The organism is Pseudoalteromonas sp. BSi20495, from assembly GCF_000241185.1.
GTDB lineage: Bacteria > Pseudomonadota > Gammaproteobacteria > Enterobacterales > Alteromonadaceae > Pseudoalteromonas > Pseudoalteromonas fuliginea.
The window spans coordinates 1-17,167 of sequence record NZ_BADY01000175.1; the positions used below are offsets into that span (position 1 = coordinate 1).

The window sequence follows — 17,167 nt, forward strand, 5'->3', positions numbered from 1 at the left end:
ACTCTCTAATACTTTCCTTTATATTCTTTTTTAAATTCCCACTTTATTTTTTATAAACAGCCTCGCTAGTTTGCTGTTATTTGCTTTGATATTCTCGTATAATTCGCCCTAATTAATGCACTGTAGATAAGTGGTCGAGAACATGAGTCTAGCTCAAACTATTATGCCTGAAGGTTATATCTTTCCCCCTAAGCCAGCACCGTTAACACAAGACGAGCAAGGCGAATATAAAGCGCGTATAAAGCAATTACTAAAAGATAAAAATGCAGTACTTGTTGCCCATTATTATACCGATCCTGAAATTCAAGCACTTGCTGAAGAAACCGGCGGCTGCGTTGCCGATTCGCTAGAAATGGCACGTTTTGGCGCACGTCACGATGCAGATATGATTATCGTCGCGGGCGTAAAATTTATGGGCGAAACAGCTAAAATATTAACACCCAATAAAACGGTTGTTATGCCAACGCTTGAAGCAACATGTTCGCTTGATATTGGTTGCCCGATAGACGATTTCTCTGCGTTTTGCGATCAGCACCCAGATCGTAAGGTGGTTGTATATGCAAATACCTCTACTGCGGTCAAAGCGCGTGCCGATTGGATTGTAACGTCATCGTGTGCACTTGAAATTGTAGAGCACCTAGATGAGCAAGGCGAAAAAATCATTTGGGGACCAGATAAGCACCTTGGTAGTTATATTCAAAAAAATACCGGTGCTGATATGCTTATGTGGAATGGTGCATGTATTGTACATGACGAATTTAAAACTAAAGCTTTAAAAGATATGAAGTCGCTACACCCAGATGCAGGCGTATTAGTTCATCCAGAATCGCCAGCAGAGATTGTTGCACTTGCCGATGCAGTAGGATCAACGAGCCAACTCATAAAAGCTGCGCAAACAATGCCCAACAATAAATTTATTGTTGCAACCGATCGCGGTATTTTTTATAAAATGCAGCAACTATGCCCAGATAAAGAGTTTTTCGCGGCTCCAACGGCAGGTGAGGGCGCTTCATGTAAAAGTTGCGCTCATTGCCCTTGGATGGCAATGAATGGCTTAAAAGCGATTGAGGAAGCCCTCATAAGCCCTAAAGGTAAAGAAGTATTCGTTGATATGGATTTACGCGAAGGCGCACTTAAGTCACTTAATCGCATGCTTGAATTTACCGCGAGTATGGCTAAGTAACCTAAACTCTGGCTAGAGAAAATAAATTTAAATATCATCATATTCAATACGTAGTAAATCTCTTAATCAGAGTTCAGGTTAAGTCATTTTAAAGTTTAAATTAAAAACGGTTAAATCTTGAATTTAGCCGTTTTTTTTACTTAAACGTAAGTTATTGCTTGATAAGTAAGCACTTGAAGGTTCATATTTAAAAATGCCTTGCACCTTGTGGGCCTATTTCATACTATAGCGTGCCGTTGCATTATACAATTGCAACACTGTGGAGGGATGGCTGAGTGGCTGAAGGCGCACGCCTGGAAAGTGTGTTTAGGTTTATCCCTAACGAGGGTTCGAATCCCTCTCCCTCCACCATTATTCTTAAGGCCCAGTTATTAATTTAACTGGGCTTTTTAATGTAAAGTAAACTCTGCTCAACTATTGGTTAGGCGCGACAAAGTAATTTGGAGTATGTTGTTAATTCAATCTACTTAAACTTGATTTGTTGAGGCATATCAAATGTTTTCCTCTGTATTATTCATATGTAGTGCTTTTATTAATTCTTGTTTTTCAATAGGCTTAGAAATATAGCCATCAAAAAGTTGTTTATACAGTTCTTTTTGTTCAGTAAAAACATTGGCCGTTAGGGCTATAATGACTTGTTTACTATTTATTTTTTTTATTTTTTTACAGGCCTCAAAACCATCCATTTTCGGCATCTGAATATCCATAAGAATAATGTCAGGTAACAACGATTCATATAATGCAATTGCTTCAAGCCCATTATTAGCTATTACAATATTGGCTTTAGTCGGCTCTAACATTGCAGTTGCAACCAGTTGATTAATTTTGTTGTCTTCTGCGATTAAAATTGTTTTGTTTGATAAATCAGGAAATTCTAAATACTTTGTATTTAGATCTATTGCTTTTATATTTGCTTTCTTCAGTGGTAAATAAACACAAAATTGGCTTCCAGAGTTTAATGTGCTGGTCACTTTAATTTCACCTTTCATGAGGCTAATTAACGATTTTGTTATTGGTAAGCCAAGCCCTGTTCCACCATATTCTCTGGTAGTAGACGTTTCTGCTTGCTCAAAGCGTTCAAATAATCGATCAATTGCATTTTGTGATATACCAATGCCTGTATCTGAAACAATGCCGTATATTTTATTATCGTCAGTTAACTTAAACTCAACGGTTACACCACCTTCGTGGGTGAATTTAATGGCATTAGAGATTAAGTTAATGAAAATCTGTCTCAGCCTAACCGGATCACCTATCCAATAGTTGTGATCAATATTAGATATGAAACGTAAGTAAATGCCTTTCTCATTAGCAAAAAGTGCGAGATCCGACTCTAAATGGTTTATCAACTCATTCAGTTCAAAGTGCATGCTTTCTAATGATAATTTACCGGCTTCGATTTTAGAAAAGTCGAGAATATCGTTGATGATGGTTGTTAATGCTCTTGTTGAGTATAATGATTTTTTTAAATATTCTTGTGATTTTTCATTAAGTGGCTGCTCTTGTAGTAGTTGCAAAGTACCCAAAATACCATTCATTGGGGTACGAATTTCGTGACTCATATTTGCTAAAAACTCTGATTTAGCCTTAGAGCTTTGCTCTGCTAATTCTTTTGCTTGTGCAAGTGCTTCTTCATGTTTTATTTGCTGTGTTAAATCAAATGCGATACCTAAAAAACCAACTACTTGACCTCTATTATTGAGCAATGAGGTAATGCTTAAATTAATTTGGATATGCTTACCGTTAGAATCTATGTATGTCCATTGGTTTATATCAGGTTCGGTGGGGGTTGCTTTAACGACAAATACTTCAAAGCCAGGTTTAATAGGTTTGTTTAATTCTTTTGTTAATTGCTGCGCTTTTTTAACTACTTCATCTTCTACATGAAAAATACTCGGGTTTTTAATACCAATAATTTCGCTGGCTTTGTAGCCAAGTAGTTTCTCTGCAGCAGGATTAAATTCAGTAATTAGGCCGTCTTTGTCTGTAGCAATAATAGAGTAACTCGCACTGTCTAAAATACTGCGTTGTAAAGTACTTATATCGGCTATTTGTTGGGTGCGTAACTTTACTTCAATTTCTAGTTTTGAATTTGCTTGTTCAAGTATTTGTTCGTGCTTTTTAGCGGCTTCTACTTTGAGTTTTATTCTTTGTGCCCTGCGATAAAAAAATAGCTGTAGAGCGAATATAAAAAACATTAAGAAGACGGTTAAAAAGACTCCATCAACGAGTGCTTGATATTTATTAGCTAAATGGAGGTTGGCGATAAAAGATTGAGAACCATACAGTGTTACTTTCCAGCTTCGTCCCATAATATTGATAGTATTAGAAGTTTGAAACGCGGTGTTATTATTCTTATTACCGTAATTAAAAAAGGTAAATTCAGTACTGTTATTTAAATCACTGATGCTTAAACTATTTTCGTCTACTTGAGAAAGTGACTCTAAAATATTGTTAATTAATAAAGGGGCATAAGCCCAACCTACCAATTTGTCTAGGCGATGTTGTGTATTTTTTGGCACGATATTTTGTTGATATACAGGGAGTAAAATCAAAAAACCTTGCTGTGGTTTTTTGTCAGCCTGTACTAAGGTAATTGGCGCCGATAATTGGGTGCTATTGTTTATTGCTGAGTTGAGTGCTGCTTGTCGGCGTATGTTCTCAGAGCCAATATCAAGACCAAGTGCTTTTGAATTATTCTTTTCAGGAAAAATATACTGAATAATAAAATGCTCATCGTTGTCGTCTTTGAGTGACTTTAAACTAAAGGTATTATCGGGCCGCTCGTTTTTAGCGTGTTCTAAAAATTGATCTAAATGCGCTGGTGATACTCTTTTAATAAAACCGATACCATCTGCACCAGGGAATTCTAAAGCATAATTTCGGCTATTTGAGTAGTTTTGCATCGCTTGATAATTTAAATTATCAATGCCAATACCGTGTATAAATCCTTTTAAGCCGAATAGCCCATATTGATATAAATTAACCCTATTGATGATACCTGTGGATAATGAGGAAAGTCGGTTGTTTAGAGCCGTTGAAATAACAGCATTACGTTCGCGTTGATATTGAATATGCTGAGAATAAGTGAAAGTAGCACCTATAATGAGGATAATAATTTGGATGATTACTTGTAGTAAAAGCCCATTATTAATCCTGCTTTTTGCAAGCATTCATTCGTCCTTTTATATGTACTTATATAAGCGTTTAGTATCTTATGCTCGGACTAAATATAGCACTTATTTTGAATGTTACAACTTAGGCTTTTTTTGTAATTTATATAATGGACAATACCTTATAGAGTTGTATCGACTTGAATTCGAGGTAATATGTTAATCTTAAGTTGTTACTTATTGTGTTATTTGAGCTGGACTTATTTGTAATAAGAAATAACTAAAAATGTAGTTTTATATTAAAGATATAAAAATGAAAGCCCCATAGAATCAACATAAAGGGCTTTTTACTTGGGAAGGTTACTGAATTGTTAGTTCATCTATCGTAATAGTTGCCTCACTCTCTGTACGGATAGTTATAAAAGAGGTTGGTGTGGCAACAAAACCATCAACAGTATAGGTTTGCCCCAGTACTAGCTCTTCCAGCTTTATAGAGTAAAACTTAGAACTACCGTTATGTATTGAATTAGCACTTCCTGAAGTATTGTTGTCTACGTATATCTGAAAGCTTTTAGCTGTATTACCGCTTACAGCATCCACCTTGAACGTTACTTGGTAGTTATTTGATAGGTCTAGTAATCCGCTTGTTTGCGTATCGTCACCCGTGGTGTTAGTGGTCGGTGTTGTATTTGCAATACTAATACGTGTACCGGTCATGGTTAGTTTTCCGTTACTTACCTGAACACTGCCTGTAACACGGTGAAATAGGGGGGTGTTGCTCCCTGCAAGGCCTGATAAGTCACGGTAACGATTACTGAAAAATTCATCAGCGTTGTTTGCAGAAAAATTTTCAGTAAATGGTAGCCCTAACGGCTCTTGAATCGGCGGCTCTGTAGGCTCTTCAATCGCTGGGATATCTAAATCACTTTGATCTATTTTACCAATACCTGCATGCGCAATAACATGATCTTTAATAGCCATAACAGGGGTTAGTGTGTACTCATAAGGCACTTGGTAGCTACTTGTTGGTGTAATTCCATTTTCGGTTACTTCACCCGCTACGTCACCGTCTGGTACTTCACCCCAGGTAACGGTATCACTGAGGTAGTTACCCGATGTATTCCAATAGCCAATAGTATCTGAATAAAACGAGATCACTGGGTTTTTGGTGTTTTCAAAGTAGTTACCTTCTATTTGAAGCTCCGCCCCCATACGTGAATTTATGGCACTAGAGGTAATGTTGTTGTAGTAGTTATTAAATACATGGCCGCGACCGAATCTAAATAAGGGTACTCGCGATACAATATTTTCAAATCGGTTATGGTGAAAAGTAATAAAGCGATTTTTGTTGGTACTGGTGTCATCATCACTATGACCGTGTAATGAGGTTTTCCAGCTATCGTGTAAGTAGTTATAAGAAATTGTGATGTTTTGCGCGCCAGATTTAGAATCAATTAGGCCATCATAAAAATCTTGATCTGAGTCTAGCGATGAATATAACTCATTGTGGTCAATCCAGATATTAGAGGTACTTCCGTTTTCATCACCTTCAATTGAAATACCATCCTTACCACCGGTAAGCACTTGATTAATTTTTAAATTTTGAATTATGATATTATTCGCTCTGCGAATTTCGATGCCAATACCATCCAAATGACCACGATCTGCTACGCCCACAATAGACACATTATCCATATCTTTTATCTGAATTGATAAGCCATCACCGCCACTGTTCGCATCAGTAATAACACCATCAACATAAATGATAATAGGTGTACTGGTTGCTTTTGCTTCACTTAATGCTGCTTTTAATGATGAGCCATTATCTACAGTTACCACAGTGCCATTAGTACCACCGGTCACATCAAAGTTATAACCAGCAAATCCTAAATTCACGTTAACAGATATTACTTTTACAGGTTCGTCAGGTAACACTGGCACTGGTAAAGGGGTTGGGGTCCACCCTGCGCCATCGCCATAACTTGCAAAAATACTATCACGTTCAAGCAGTTGAGCTACTTCACTTGTTTGTAAAATATAACCACCATTACGGGTGCTTAAATCTAGTGCGTTACCTTGCATATCCATGCTGCCGTATTCACGCCAGCCGCTTGTTGCTGAAGGTGCTTCTGGATTTGGAGCTGGTTGATTTTCAACACCTTGAACAGCCCAGCCAACAGTTGCAATGTGGGTATCAAACTTGTTATTGATAAGGGTTACATTATCAAAGTATGAAGAGCTACCACTACTGCGGGCAAGATATGTTGAATTGTCTAGTACGCCATTACCAATAGGGCCAGGACCATTGGTAAACTCATTGTTTAAGAAAATAAAGCCAGGATCGGTTTCTACCGGTACACGCGCTTGTAAAACGTAGCCACCTTTGGTGTCTTGGGTTGGATCACCATTTTTAGAATCACCTAGGGTACGTATTTCGCTATCTTCAAATAACGAAGTAACTGGGTATCCCCATATGAAGTCTACGTTACCGGCAACTAGCGTGTTGTAAAACCAAGTATAGCCTTTTAGTAGTAGGGTATCTTGCTCACTAATAAAGTTTGCGTTGTTGGCAACCAAACGATATTGGCTATTGAAATAAATAGTTTCAGCTTGATTTGATACGCTGTTACTACGAATGTGCGTGTTTTTTAACGTTAGATTGTTAATAACCAGCATATCTGTGCCTTCAACCAAAAATACACTACGGCCGCCGTTTGGAGTACCACCGCCAAGTGCCGCGCTACCACCTGAACCGCTATTAAGTGTTTCGTAGTTTTCGTACTGAATAATAGTGTTGTTTTGGCTTTCACCTTGTAGCGTTATATTATTTTTATTGCGCAGAAATAGCAGCTCATTGTAAGTCCCGTCTTTTATTGAAACCGTTGTTTGCTCATCTTTATCAAGATGCTGCATTGCAAAATTAAGTGCGCCTTGCACGGTTCTAAAGTCAGCAACGTCATTATCGTCAACGAGTAGCTCATTTCCTGCAGGGGTATTTACTTTGGTTGTAAATGTCCACTGACTGTTATTGCCAAGTCCAGCGAAATCCATGTCATTTAATTTAGCACCAGTAACAACGTCGTCACCGATAACTACACGATAAGTTTGGCCGTACTCAAGCACACTATTGCGAGGCTTAATGATTAATGTATTGTCCACTAAGCTAATAGGGAAGTAATTTACAGCACGTATGCGATCTTGCCCAGGGTAACCAATTACATCGATGTTTTTACCTACTTTTAGGGTATCAACTAAAGTGTCATCACTTTGTTTATAAATCCTAACTTCGCCAAGACTACCTAAGGTTGGTGTTACACCGGTAGTATCAAAATCAATTGAAATTAACGTATCAACAAATTGATTATTTGCTGATTTTTCAGGCATTAGCTTACCGCTTAGGTCACCATAATCGGTGCTTGGCATCACAAAGCCTTCGACAACATTTACTTCAATCGTTCTGATTATTGTTTCATCAGAACCTGATACAAACTTAATCGTTGCTTCACCAGCACTGAGCGGGCTTAACGTAACTACATCGCCTGAGATATCAGCAGACACTACGTCTTTATTACTCGATGTAACGCTGAAGGTATCGGGTGTAACACCATCGTTTTTAATTGCTGTCACATTAATTATGAGCGGATCAGTGGTTGTACTGGCATCCCATGCAGGATCTTTATAATCAAGGGTTAATTGAATTGGCTTAATACTTGGATCGCCGACTTTAACGTTATCAAGTTCAAATGAGCGGTTGTTAGTAAACAAACCAATTAGGCCACGAGCGCTATACGTGCTGTCGCTAATTGTGCCCATTTTTTCACCATTCAGATATGCAGTAAGTTCTGAGTCTATCATTTCAAAGCGGGTGGTATACCAAACGCCATCAGTTGTACCGCCTTTTTCACCTAATAAGATAGGAGACTTAGCTTGTACAGGTCGAGAAATAGAACCGTCAACAGTCACAGCCACTTCTACTTGTGTGCTACTTGTCGAGTTTTGTACATTTAAGCCACCAGCAAGCCAGTTGCCTTCACTTTCATAACGAGCCATTAAGTAGAGCTGTTTGCTCGCTGTTGTACTGTTTTGACGTGGTCGAATATCAGCTTCAAAAAAGTAGTTACCGGTATCTGGCACATTTTGTAATGCGTCTTCAGTGGCTAAAATGAGCTCACCACCAACACCACCGGCGGTGTAACGCATAACGTTGTTACCACTTAAATCTAAAATATCAAATTCACCCACGGCGCCCGCTGTGTTATCTGGTTTTGCAATAATTTTCCAGTTGGATAAATCGCCTGCTGAAAAGTCATCACAAAAATACAGCTCAGGAGAGCTATTACATTTAAACACGCTCGGATCGTCTAAGTATTCGATACGTAGATTTTTAATAACAACCGTCCCGCCATTTTCAGTACGCAGCTGTAAAAATGAAGTTGCTGTTGCAACTTTACCTTCAACAACTAGCGTAGTGTCAGGTACTAAGGTGTTAATTAATTCATTGTAAAATTTTGAGCTAGAGCCATGAATTGACTTTGAGCTGCTAGAGGTATTGTTATCCACGTAAATTTGGAAGTTATTATCACCATCAGGATCGCTCACACTCACGATATCTATCAAAATTTGATAGGGGCGCGATAAATCAAAGCTACCAGTTGTACTTTGATCTGTTTCGGTCGTCTCTACATTTGGCGTTGTATTACCCATTGTAAAGCGGCCACTATTAATTTCTAAACCGGTATCAATAACAGAAACCGATCCACCTGTCTTTTTAAACATAGGGACGATAGAGCCGTCAGCTGCTGTAATCGCGGAAAAATCAGTTGAAAATAAATCACCTGTTACCGTTGTAAAATCAGTAACAAATGGGAATGGCGTTGTCGTGTCTCCCCCTGTTGGTGGTGTGGTTGGATCAGTAGGCTCTTCAATTTCAGGTACATCTGTGGCAACCGTAATTAACTCTAAATTATCTAACGTAATTGATGCCGCGCTATCAGTTCGAATCTGTAAAAATGAGTTTTTAATCTCTGCATTTAATACGCCTTGCGCGCTTTCGCTGTCCAGATCAGGGCCTGTTACTACGTCTTCACCTGGTTTATAGGTATATGTAAAGCGTTGACCTTGAGGTAAATTTTCAGCTGTAATAGCTTTTGAATAAAATTTAGATGCTTTGCCATGTACTGAGTTGTCTTGGCCAGTCGTATTATTGTCAACATACAATGACAGAGTACCCGCATCATTATGGGCAATAACATCAAAGCTAATTGTAAAGCCTTCACTTAAGTTATAAATACCTTTACCCAATGTGTCACTTGGGCTTGTTTCTTTGCCTGGCAGTGTGTTACCAATACTAAAGCGGTCGCCTTCAAGCACTATATTGCCATTTTCAGCATCAAGTTCTAAGCTACCACCGGTTTTGAAGTAAAGAGCAGCACTGCCAATCTCATCACTTACGCTTTTATAGGTAGACTTAAAGAAGTCTTCAGTGGTGGTGTTAAAATCTTCAATAAGTGCTTTGCTGTTCTGTTCTGCTAAATTGTTGAGGTTTTCAAGCTCAATGGCAGCTTGCTCTTCACTAAATACGATAACGTTATTTTTAGCATCGTCGTTACTATCGCATTTTGCAATCATGTCGCTAAGCGATGCGTCATCAGATTGGTGGCACAAACTATACACACTATCAACCGTATTAAATGAACGTGAAATTAGGTATTGTGTATTTGACTCACCATTAACAGCAGTTGTAAAAGCGAGTACGCGATCACCAAATATAAATTTATAATTGCCGTTGCCAATAATTTCACCATCAGCTGTTCTAGTAAATGTGCCCGTGGAGTTAGTATCATCAGCGGGGCTAAAATTAAGTATTTCAATACCGGCAGTACTGCCTTTTACCAAAGGGTTGTATACATCACCGGTAAATAGTGACAAGTTAAATGCATTAGGCTGTGTACTGTTGTATTGCTTATACACAAAATCAACAAAATGTAATATAGCCTGATCAGCATCAATGAGTTCCGTTGTTGGTGTGCCTGCATTTGCTAGCCAAACGTTTACATCTGCCGCAAATTCATCTTCACTACGACTAAAATAATCGGTAATTGTTTGGCCTTCTGATAAGTTGATCGTTGCTGCATCGGCTGTTGTGGCACTAATGGTAATACCGTTACTCACATCGCCATCACTATCAAGTGATTGAAATAATCGCAAGCTGTTTACAACAGCAGGATGAAATACAGTATCGGTTGAAAATAAATTTAAAGGTGACAAGATATTACTTGCCGCAATAGATGGAAACGCAATATCTCCTATTGCAAACGTAATCGCTTCGCCGCGAAAATAGTTAAATTGACCGTTGGCATCGGTTACACCATCAGGTACTGATAAACTTGTGTAACTTAAGCCTGCAACAGGGCTATCTACAAAGGTTCCTTGAATAGCAGGGGCGGGTGCTTCTTTAACGTTAATTGAACTTTCTTCCTGGCATCCCGTTAATATTGTACTGAGTAATAATGTGGTGATTACACTTATTTTTGTTTTCATACATCCCTCCAAGGATGAACTTTTTAGCGTCTGTGTTGGCAGTGTGTGATGCACACGTAGAGTGTGCTAATTTTTAGTTTTGTGTATTTAATCTGTACTCTGGTTAAGAGATTTATTATTTAGAGTTCAGATTATTTAGTAGAATTTATAATTCATACCAAGTTGAAAGGTTCGTCCATAGTTCTCACGCTGATACAGGACAGCACCACCAGATAGCTCATTACCTGCGAAATAGCGAAGATCAGATTGATCGGTTATGTTAATTGCATCAAAGTAAGCGCTTAGGTTTTTGCTAAAGTCATACTTGAGTTTAAAATCTACGGTAGTAATTGCGTCTTGATATATATCCGCCCATTTTTTACATTCGTGGGGATCAGATATATTTGCAGAAGCAGGGCAAGCACCAACTTCTTCAAGGATTTTTGAACGGTAATTACTGATTAAACGAAGTGACAAATCGTCATCTTCCCAACCGAAAGAGATGTTAGCAGTAATATCTGCTTGTCCAGGTAGTGGCATTTTATCTACACGTATAGAATCGTCTAGCGTTGCTTCACTGCTTACTACCGTCATATTACTTTGCCAAAACAAACCATTTTCAAAAAATTGATTAAAGCTCAATTCCATACCATATACATTGGCAGTGTCACCATTGAGTGTGATATCTACTTGATTTAGTTGTAAGTCTTGTAAAATTGCAAACTCAGAAACTTGATTAACGGGCAATGTTAAAGGCAATTCATCCAAGCGCATTTGAATACCTGAAACATCAACGATAAAATTATCAATATCCTTATAAAAAACAGCAAGTTCCATAAAGAGTTCTTTTGAAGGATACCAACCAATTGATGCATCGAAGTTAGTTGAGCTCATTGCAACTAAGTTTGGATTACCTACTTGTAATGCGTTATCAGGGCCTAAAACATAGTTTTGTAAATCAAGTGCGCTTTGGCCATCCTGCGAGTTAAAACAGTCATCGGTGGCTGGATCACACAAGCTAATGTCATTATCAAATTTCGCATAACCACGTGCTTGTTTAAACGAAGGTCGGGTATAACTAGTCCAAAGTGATGAACGTACTAATACCGTATCAGATGGCTCATACCGTATATGCATACTCGGAAAATATTCACTGTAAGTGATACTACTTTCGGGAAGGGGGACAGCTAGATCGAGTGTGTTTATACCATCGAACTTCCAATCATCATTCTCAAGTGACATAAAACCAGTGGATGAGAATTCAGTGTGCGCATAGCGTACCCCAGTGATTACTTTTAAGTTATCCGCTAGACGTAGCTCAGTCATTACGTAGGCGGCATAAGTATCTTCGTTTAATGTATAATCTTCTTTAGTACTATCAATTGACGTTTCACCACCGGTGGCACTTTCGCGCGTAATTGATGTTGCATCAACCATGTACTCCATTTGCGAGCGAGATACAAACGGATAAGAGAAATCACTATTATTAGGTATTGCGTAGTCATAGTTAGTTATATTAGAGTTCGCAACAGTAATACAAGTTTCATCCCCATTGCAGTCACTATCATCAATGCTATAACTCCAGCGATCTTTGTTGTTATAGTGCTCGCGTTCATTATAGGTACCACCAAACTTGATATAATTTATATACTCCGAGTCAAACTGTTTGGTTAAATCTAATTTTAAGCTACTAATTTCGTCAGTACGAGTGCTGTCCTCCATAAACAAGTTATCGTATTCCATGTTGGAAAGATTGCTTAAATCTCCATCAGCTTCACCGTTGAATACATCGCCTTCGTCACTTAATGCAAACCCGCCTAACTCAGCGGCTTCTGCGGGAGTAAGTACACGTGCCACAATACTGTTTTTAGACGCTTTGCCGTAGACAATATTTTCTCTTTCACGAAATTGCACACGACGGTCACCTACAGACTCATCATCTGTTTTTGAATATGCATACTCATAATTTATTTTCCAGTCATCACCTACGTAATTTTCACCCCCAATACTCATATTAATAGTGGTTTTTTCGCCTTCTTGAACAAAATATTGGTTCATTACATCAATGTCAGACAGTGCAAATTCTTTAGTTTCTGAATTTACATAAATAACTTCGTCATCTTGGTCGCCATTATAAAAATTATAGAATTCACGTAGTGCTATATCTTCATCTGTATAGTTTGAGTAATTGGCACGTAAATAGTAGAAACCAGAGTCTGTTGGTTTAAATTCGATATTAACCGTTGCGGTAGTTCTTTCCCTATTTGCTATTTCACGGCGGTTTTCTAATTGCGCAGGAGCTAAAATTTCAGGTGCGCTTTCAATGTCTTCCGCAGTTAGGCCTATTCCACCTTTTAAAAAATTTAAATCACGGGTACTGTGATGCCTATTTTCATCCACTTGTGTTTTACGATCTTCGTAAGATAAGGCAAACCCAATACCAATGGTGTCATCAAGAAACAATTGAGTCCCATCAATACTAAATTTAGGAGAGTGTTTTTCGCGCAGCTCATTGTAAGCGTCTTGAATTTTTATTTTTAGGGTATTCTCACCTCGATCATAAGCAGAGATCGATTTAACATTTACAGCACCACCAATTGAATTTAGGTTCATATCAGGAGTCAGTGTTTTAAAAACTTCAATGGAACCAAGAGAATCACTCGTTATACCGTCCAAACCTACTTTTCGGTCATCTCCTGCGCCAGATAACTCAGCACCGTTCATATTTATTGCTACAAACTTAGGTCCTAAACCACGAACAGCTACGTATTTCCCTTCTCCTTCACTTCTTTCCAGTGTTACACCTGGCATTCTTCTTAATGACTCTGCTACATTTTGATCAACAAAGTTGCCCATGTCATCAGTTGCAATAACTGAACTAAATGCATTACTGTCTCGCTCAAGTGCACGTGCTTTTAAATCAGCTTGGTAAATACCGGTAACACTAATAATTTCAATATCATCTTCTGGTGTTTGAGGTTTACCTTCTTGTTTCGATAATGCACTAGAGATCGGCTTTTCTTTATTGTTAAGCTCATCAGCGGTTGAAGAGCTTTGCCCATAAGAGGGAAGGGCTAATAATAATGCAGCTGCTATTGTGCTGAGTCTCATGCTTTTCATGATTTTTCCTTTATATAAGAGCGTTGTGTGTAACAAAAATGATACTTAGATGCCTATTGCCACCGGTGGCATTTGTGTTTTATGACGTTAACACTTCATTAATAAATATGTCAATCGTTTAATATTCGGGCAGTTGATTTGTGACTACGTAGTTGAATATAGTTATAAAGTATTATTTGAAGTTTTAGTATGTGTTATTTAAGGCGCTGTAATCGTGGTTTGTTCATACTTTTAGATGTGTTCTAATTAAAAAAGAAAATAAATCAGCTTGGGTCGTTAATCTACTTATTTAAAAATTTATTATAAATACGAAAAGAGTATAAGGTTTTGTGCTAATAAACTTTTTATAGTTAAAAAAAGCGACTGACTGTTTAGTTAGCCGCTTTTTAAATTTATTTAGGAGCTGTTGATTTTTTCGGATTAAAATTTTTCCTAAATATCAATTTTATTACCTCTTCATATCACTCTTATGATAGAACTACACAAATAAATAATAAAAATTAAGCTAATACATGGTTTCCCTACAGCAGTGGCAGTCTCAGGGTTCATTTACCCAAATTAATGGTCATCAAATATTTACAAAAGTAGCCGGCGATGTAACAAAACCTGCGCTGCTTTTAATACATGGCTTTCCAAGTGCTAGTTGGGACTGGGAAGGTATGTGGCAAGCGCTTAGTGAACATTATTTTGTAATTACACTCGATATGCTAGGTTTTGGTTTGTCAGATAAACCTAAAAATGCAGGCTATAAAATTACTGAACAAGCCGACTTATATACTCAATTTTTAAAAACGTTAAATATTAATGATATACATATTTTAGCTCATGACTATGGCGATACTGTGGCTCAAGAGTTATTAGCAAAGCAAGTAGTTAGCCAAAGTGACTTTAAAATAAACAGTGTCTGCTTTTTAAATGGTGGACTGTTTCCTGAAGTGCATAAACCCTTATTTATACAAAAATTATTATTATCTAAGTTTGGTTGGCTAGTGCCAAAATTAATGAATAAACAAAAATTTGCCAATAATTTAGTGACTATTTTTAGTAAAAGTACACGGCCTTCAAAACAAGTGGTAGACACACTTTGGGAGTTGCTAATTTATAAAGATGGTTTAGCCGTTATGCCTAAACTTATCAGTTATATAAAGCAGAGGCAGCAAAACAGAGAGCGTTGGGTTGGTGCCATCATAAATAGCAATATACCACTTACGTTTATAGCAGGCGCAGAAGATCCCATCTCTGGTAAGCACATGATTGAACATTATAAAAAGCTGGTCCCCAATGCGCGCGTACAAGAGTTTGTAGAGCTTGGGCATTATCCGCAAGTAGAAAATCCAGATGCAATTACGCAGGCTTACTTGAATTTTAGATATTGCCAATAAAAACGCGGCTACTAAATTAAGTGCCGCGTTTATAAATTTTAGAACTCTGAGTATTTAGGCTTTGAACCTTAATATTTTTTCTTCGGTGCTCTTAATTGTTTTTCAAACTCATCTGAAAACAATATCGTGCCGTCGTCTTCCTCAGTAGGAAAGGCAGCAATAAGTAAATCATCCTCTTCAAGGCCTGGTGTCCAGCGACTAAACCAATCAGCAAGTGGAATTGCTTTAGCGCTACAACCAACCCATTCGCCAGTTGCCCATGCCTCTGCAAATTCGCGAGTTGGCCAAACTGGAACACAGTCGTCATCTTCGTTGGCAAGCATAACGCAGCCATCATCATCGTTTAAAATCCATACTTGTTTAAATTGTTGTACGGTTTCGAACATATAGGCTAGGCGTTTTTTTGCCCCAAGCCCTAAAATTACTGCGTGTTCTTCACTTAAATTTGGCGTTGTCATAATTAGCTCACTCTTAATTACTATATCTAAATTATATGCACACAAGTATATCGAGTTATATGACAGAGTGTTGAAAAGTTGTTATTTAATTTCAGCAATGCAGATCTAATTTGTATATTGACCAGTATAAGTCCTCACTAATTTGAGCGATCACTCAAGATAAGCTTGAATGTTTGTAAAAAGGCCACATTGTAGTAAGCATATATTTAATGAAGGATTAAAAAATGACAACCGATCTACTTGCTCCGTTTAAACTAAATAACACGATTGAGCTTAAAAACCGCGTACTTATGGCGCCATTAACGCGTTGTATGGCTGACGATAACTTAGTGCCAACACAAGATATGGTTGAATATTATGCTCGCCGTGCCGAAACTGGTTTAATTATTAGTGAAGCAACTATTATTCGTCCAGATGGACAAGGTTACCCAAATACACCGGGTTTATTTAACAGTGAGCAAATTCAAGGTTGGAAAAAAGTAACTGACGCAGTGCACGCTAATGGCGGCAAAATGTTTGCACAGCTTTGGCATGTTGGCCGTGTTGCACACCCTCACTTTTTTGATGGCGATGTACTGGCACCATCGGCAATTGGCGTTGAAGGCTCAGTACCTCGTATGCGTGAGCTTACATACATCACACCAAAAGCAGCGACTATAGATGACATTAAGGGCCTAGTAGCTGATTACGCAAAGGCGGCAGAAAATGCGATTGAAGCGGGTTTTGACGGGGTAGAAATTCACGGTGCTAACGGGTATTTGATTGACCAGTTTTTACATTACGCTGCAAATACACGCAGCGACGAATACGGTCAAACGCCTGAAAATATGTCGCGTTTTGCACTAGAAGTAACCGATGCAGTTATCGCCGCTGTAGGTAATGAGCGTACTGCTTTACGTGTTACACCGGGTGCTTATTTTAATATGAGCGAAGATAACCGTGATAAAGCGGTATTTGATTACTTATTACCAGAGCTTGAGAAGAGAGATTTAGCATACTTACACGGTGGTATTTTTGACGACAGTACAACGTTTGAATCGCTTGAAGGTAAAACAACGTCTGAATTTTTACGTGCAGGCTACAAAGGTACATTAGTAGGCGTTGGCAGCTATACTTTTGAGTCAGCAAAAGAAGCAATTAACGATGCTAAGTTTGATCTTATCGCTATTGGTCGCCCGCTTATCGCAAACCCAGATTACATTAGCAAAATTGCAAACGGTGAAGAACTAGTACCTTACAGCGATGAAATGCTAGCTGAATTAAAATAACAGCTAAATATCATATTTAGTTATTAAGGCACCTTAAGCCAAACCTTTGGGTGTCTTTTTTTGTACATATTCCCGCCATAAATCTTCCATATTTGTTTAACCTTTATGTAAATAAAGTTCATCC

At 38.0% G+C, this 17,167-nt stretch carries 7 protein-coding genes and 1 tRNA gene; 4 read left to right on the plus strand and 4 right to left on the minus strand.

Features of this window, described 5'->3' with window-relative positions:
• Window positions 1-142: 142 nt before the first annotated feature.
• Window positions 143-1,183: a quinolinate synthase NadA gene (gene nadA / locus P20495_RS01450; protein WP_008139136.1), complete on the plus strand. Its 1,041-nt coding sequence runs from the start codon at window positions 143-145 to the stop codon at window positions 1,181-1,183.
• Window positions 1,184-1,444: 261 nt separating this feature from the next.
• Window positions 1,445-1,534: transfer RNA gene (locus P20495_RS01445), tRNA-Ser, on the plus strand.
• A 140-nt stretch (window positions 1,535-1,674) separates the two neighbouring features.
• Here the strand turns inward: P20495_RS01445 and P20495_RS01440 are convergent.
• The 3 genes from P20495_RS01440 to P20495_RS01430 all read right to left on the minus strand — a co-directional run bounded on the left by P20495_RS01440 (window position 1,675) and on the right by P20495_RS01430 (window position 13,935).
• Window positions 1,675-4,356: a CHASE domain-containing protein gene (locus tag P20495_RS01440; RefSeq protein WP_008139137.1), complete on the minus strand. Its 2,682-nt coding sequence runs from the start codon at window positions 4,354-4,356 to the stop codon at window positions 1,675-1,677.
• A gap of 300 nt (window positions 4,357-4,656) precedes the next feature.
• Window positions 4,657-10,836 (minus strand): pectinesterase family protein, encoded by a 6,180-nt coding sequence (locus tag P20495_RS01435; protein WP_008139138.1) that lies wholly within the window; start codon window positions 10,834-10,836, stop codon window positions 4,657-4,659.
• A gap of 135 nt (window positions 10,837-10,971) precedes the next feature.
• Window positions 10,972-13,935: a TonB-dependent receptor gene (locus P20495_RS01430; RefSeq protein ID WP_008139139.1), complete on the minus strand. Its 2,964-nt coding sequence runs from the start codon at window positions 13,933-13,935 to the stop codon at window positions 10,972-10,974.
• A gap of 512 nt (window positions 13,936-14,447) precedes the next feature.
• Here P20495_RS01430 and P20495_RS01425 point away from each other — a divergent pair.
• Window positions 14,448-15,317: an alpha/beta fold hydrolase gene (locus P20495_RS01425; protein ID WP_008139140.1), complete on the plus strand. Its 870-nt coding sequence runs from the start codon at window positions 14,448-14,450 to the stop codon at window positions 15,315-15,317.
• A 68-nt stretch (window positions 15,318-15,385) separates the two neighbouring features.
• Here the strand turns inward: P20495_RS01425 and P20495_RS01420 are convergent, their stop codons facing one another.
• On the minus strand, window positions 15,386-15,775 hold the full coding sequence (locus tag P20495_RS01420; protein ID WP_008139141.1) for a DUF2750 domain-containing protein: 390 nt from the start codon (window positions 15,773-15,775) through the stop codon (window positions 15,386-15,388).
• Window positions 15,776-15,999: 224 nt separating this feature from the next.
• Here P20495_RS01420 and P20495_RS01415 point away from each other — a divergent pair, with 224 nt between their 5' ends.
• Entirely contained in the window at window positions 16,000-17,043 is a 1,044-nt protein-coding gene (locus tag P20495_RS01415; protein ID WP_008139142.1) for an alkene reductase, read from the plus strand.
• Window positions 17,044-17,167: the final 124 nt, after the last annotated feature.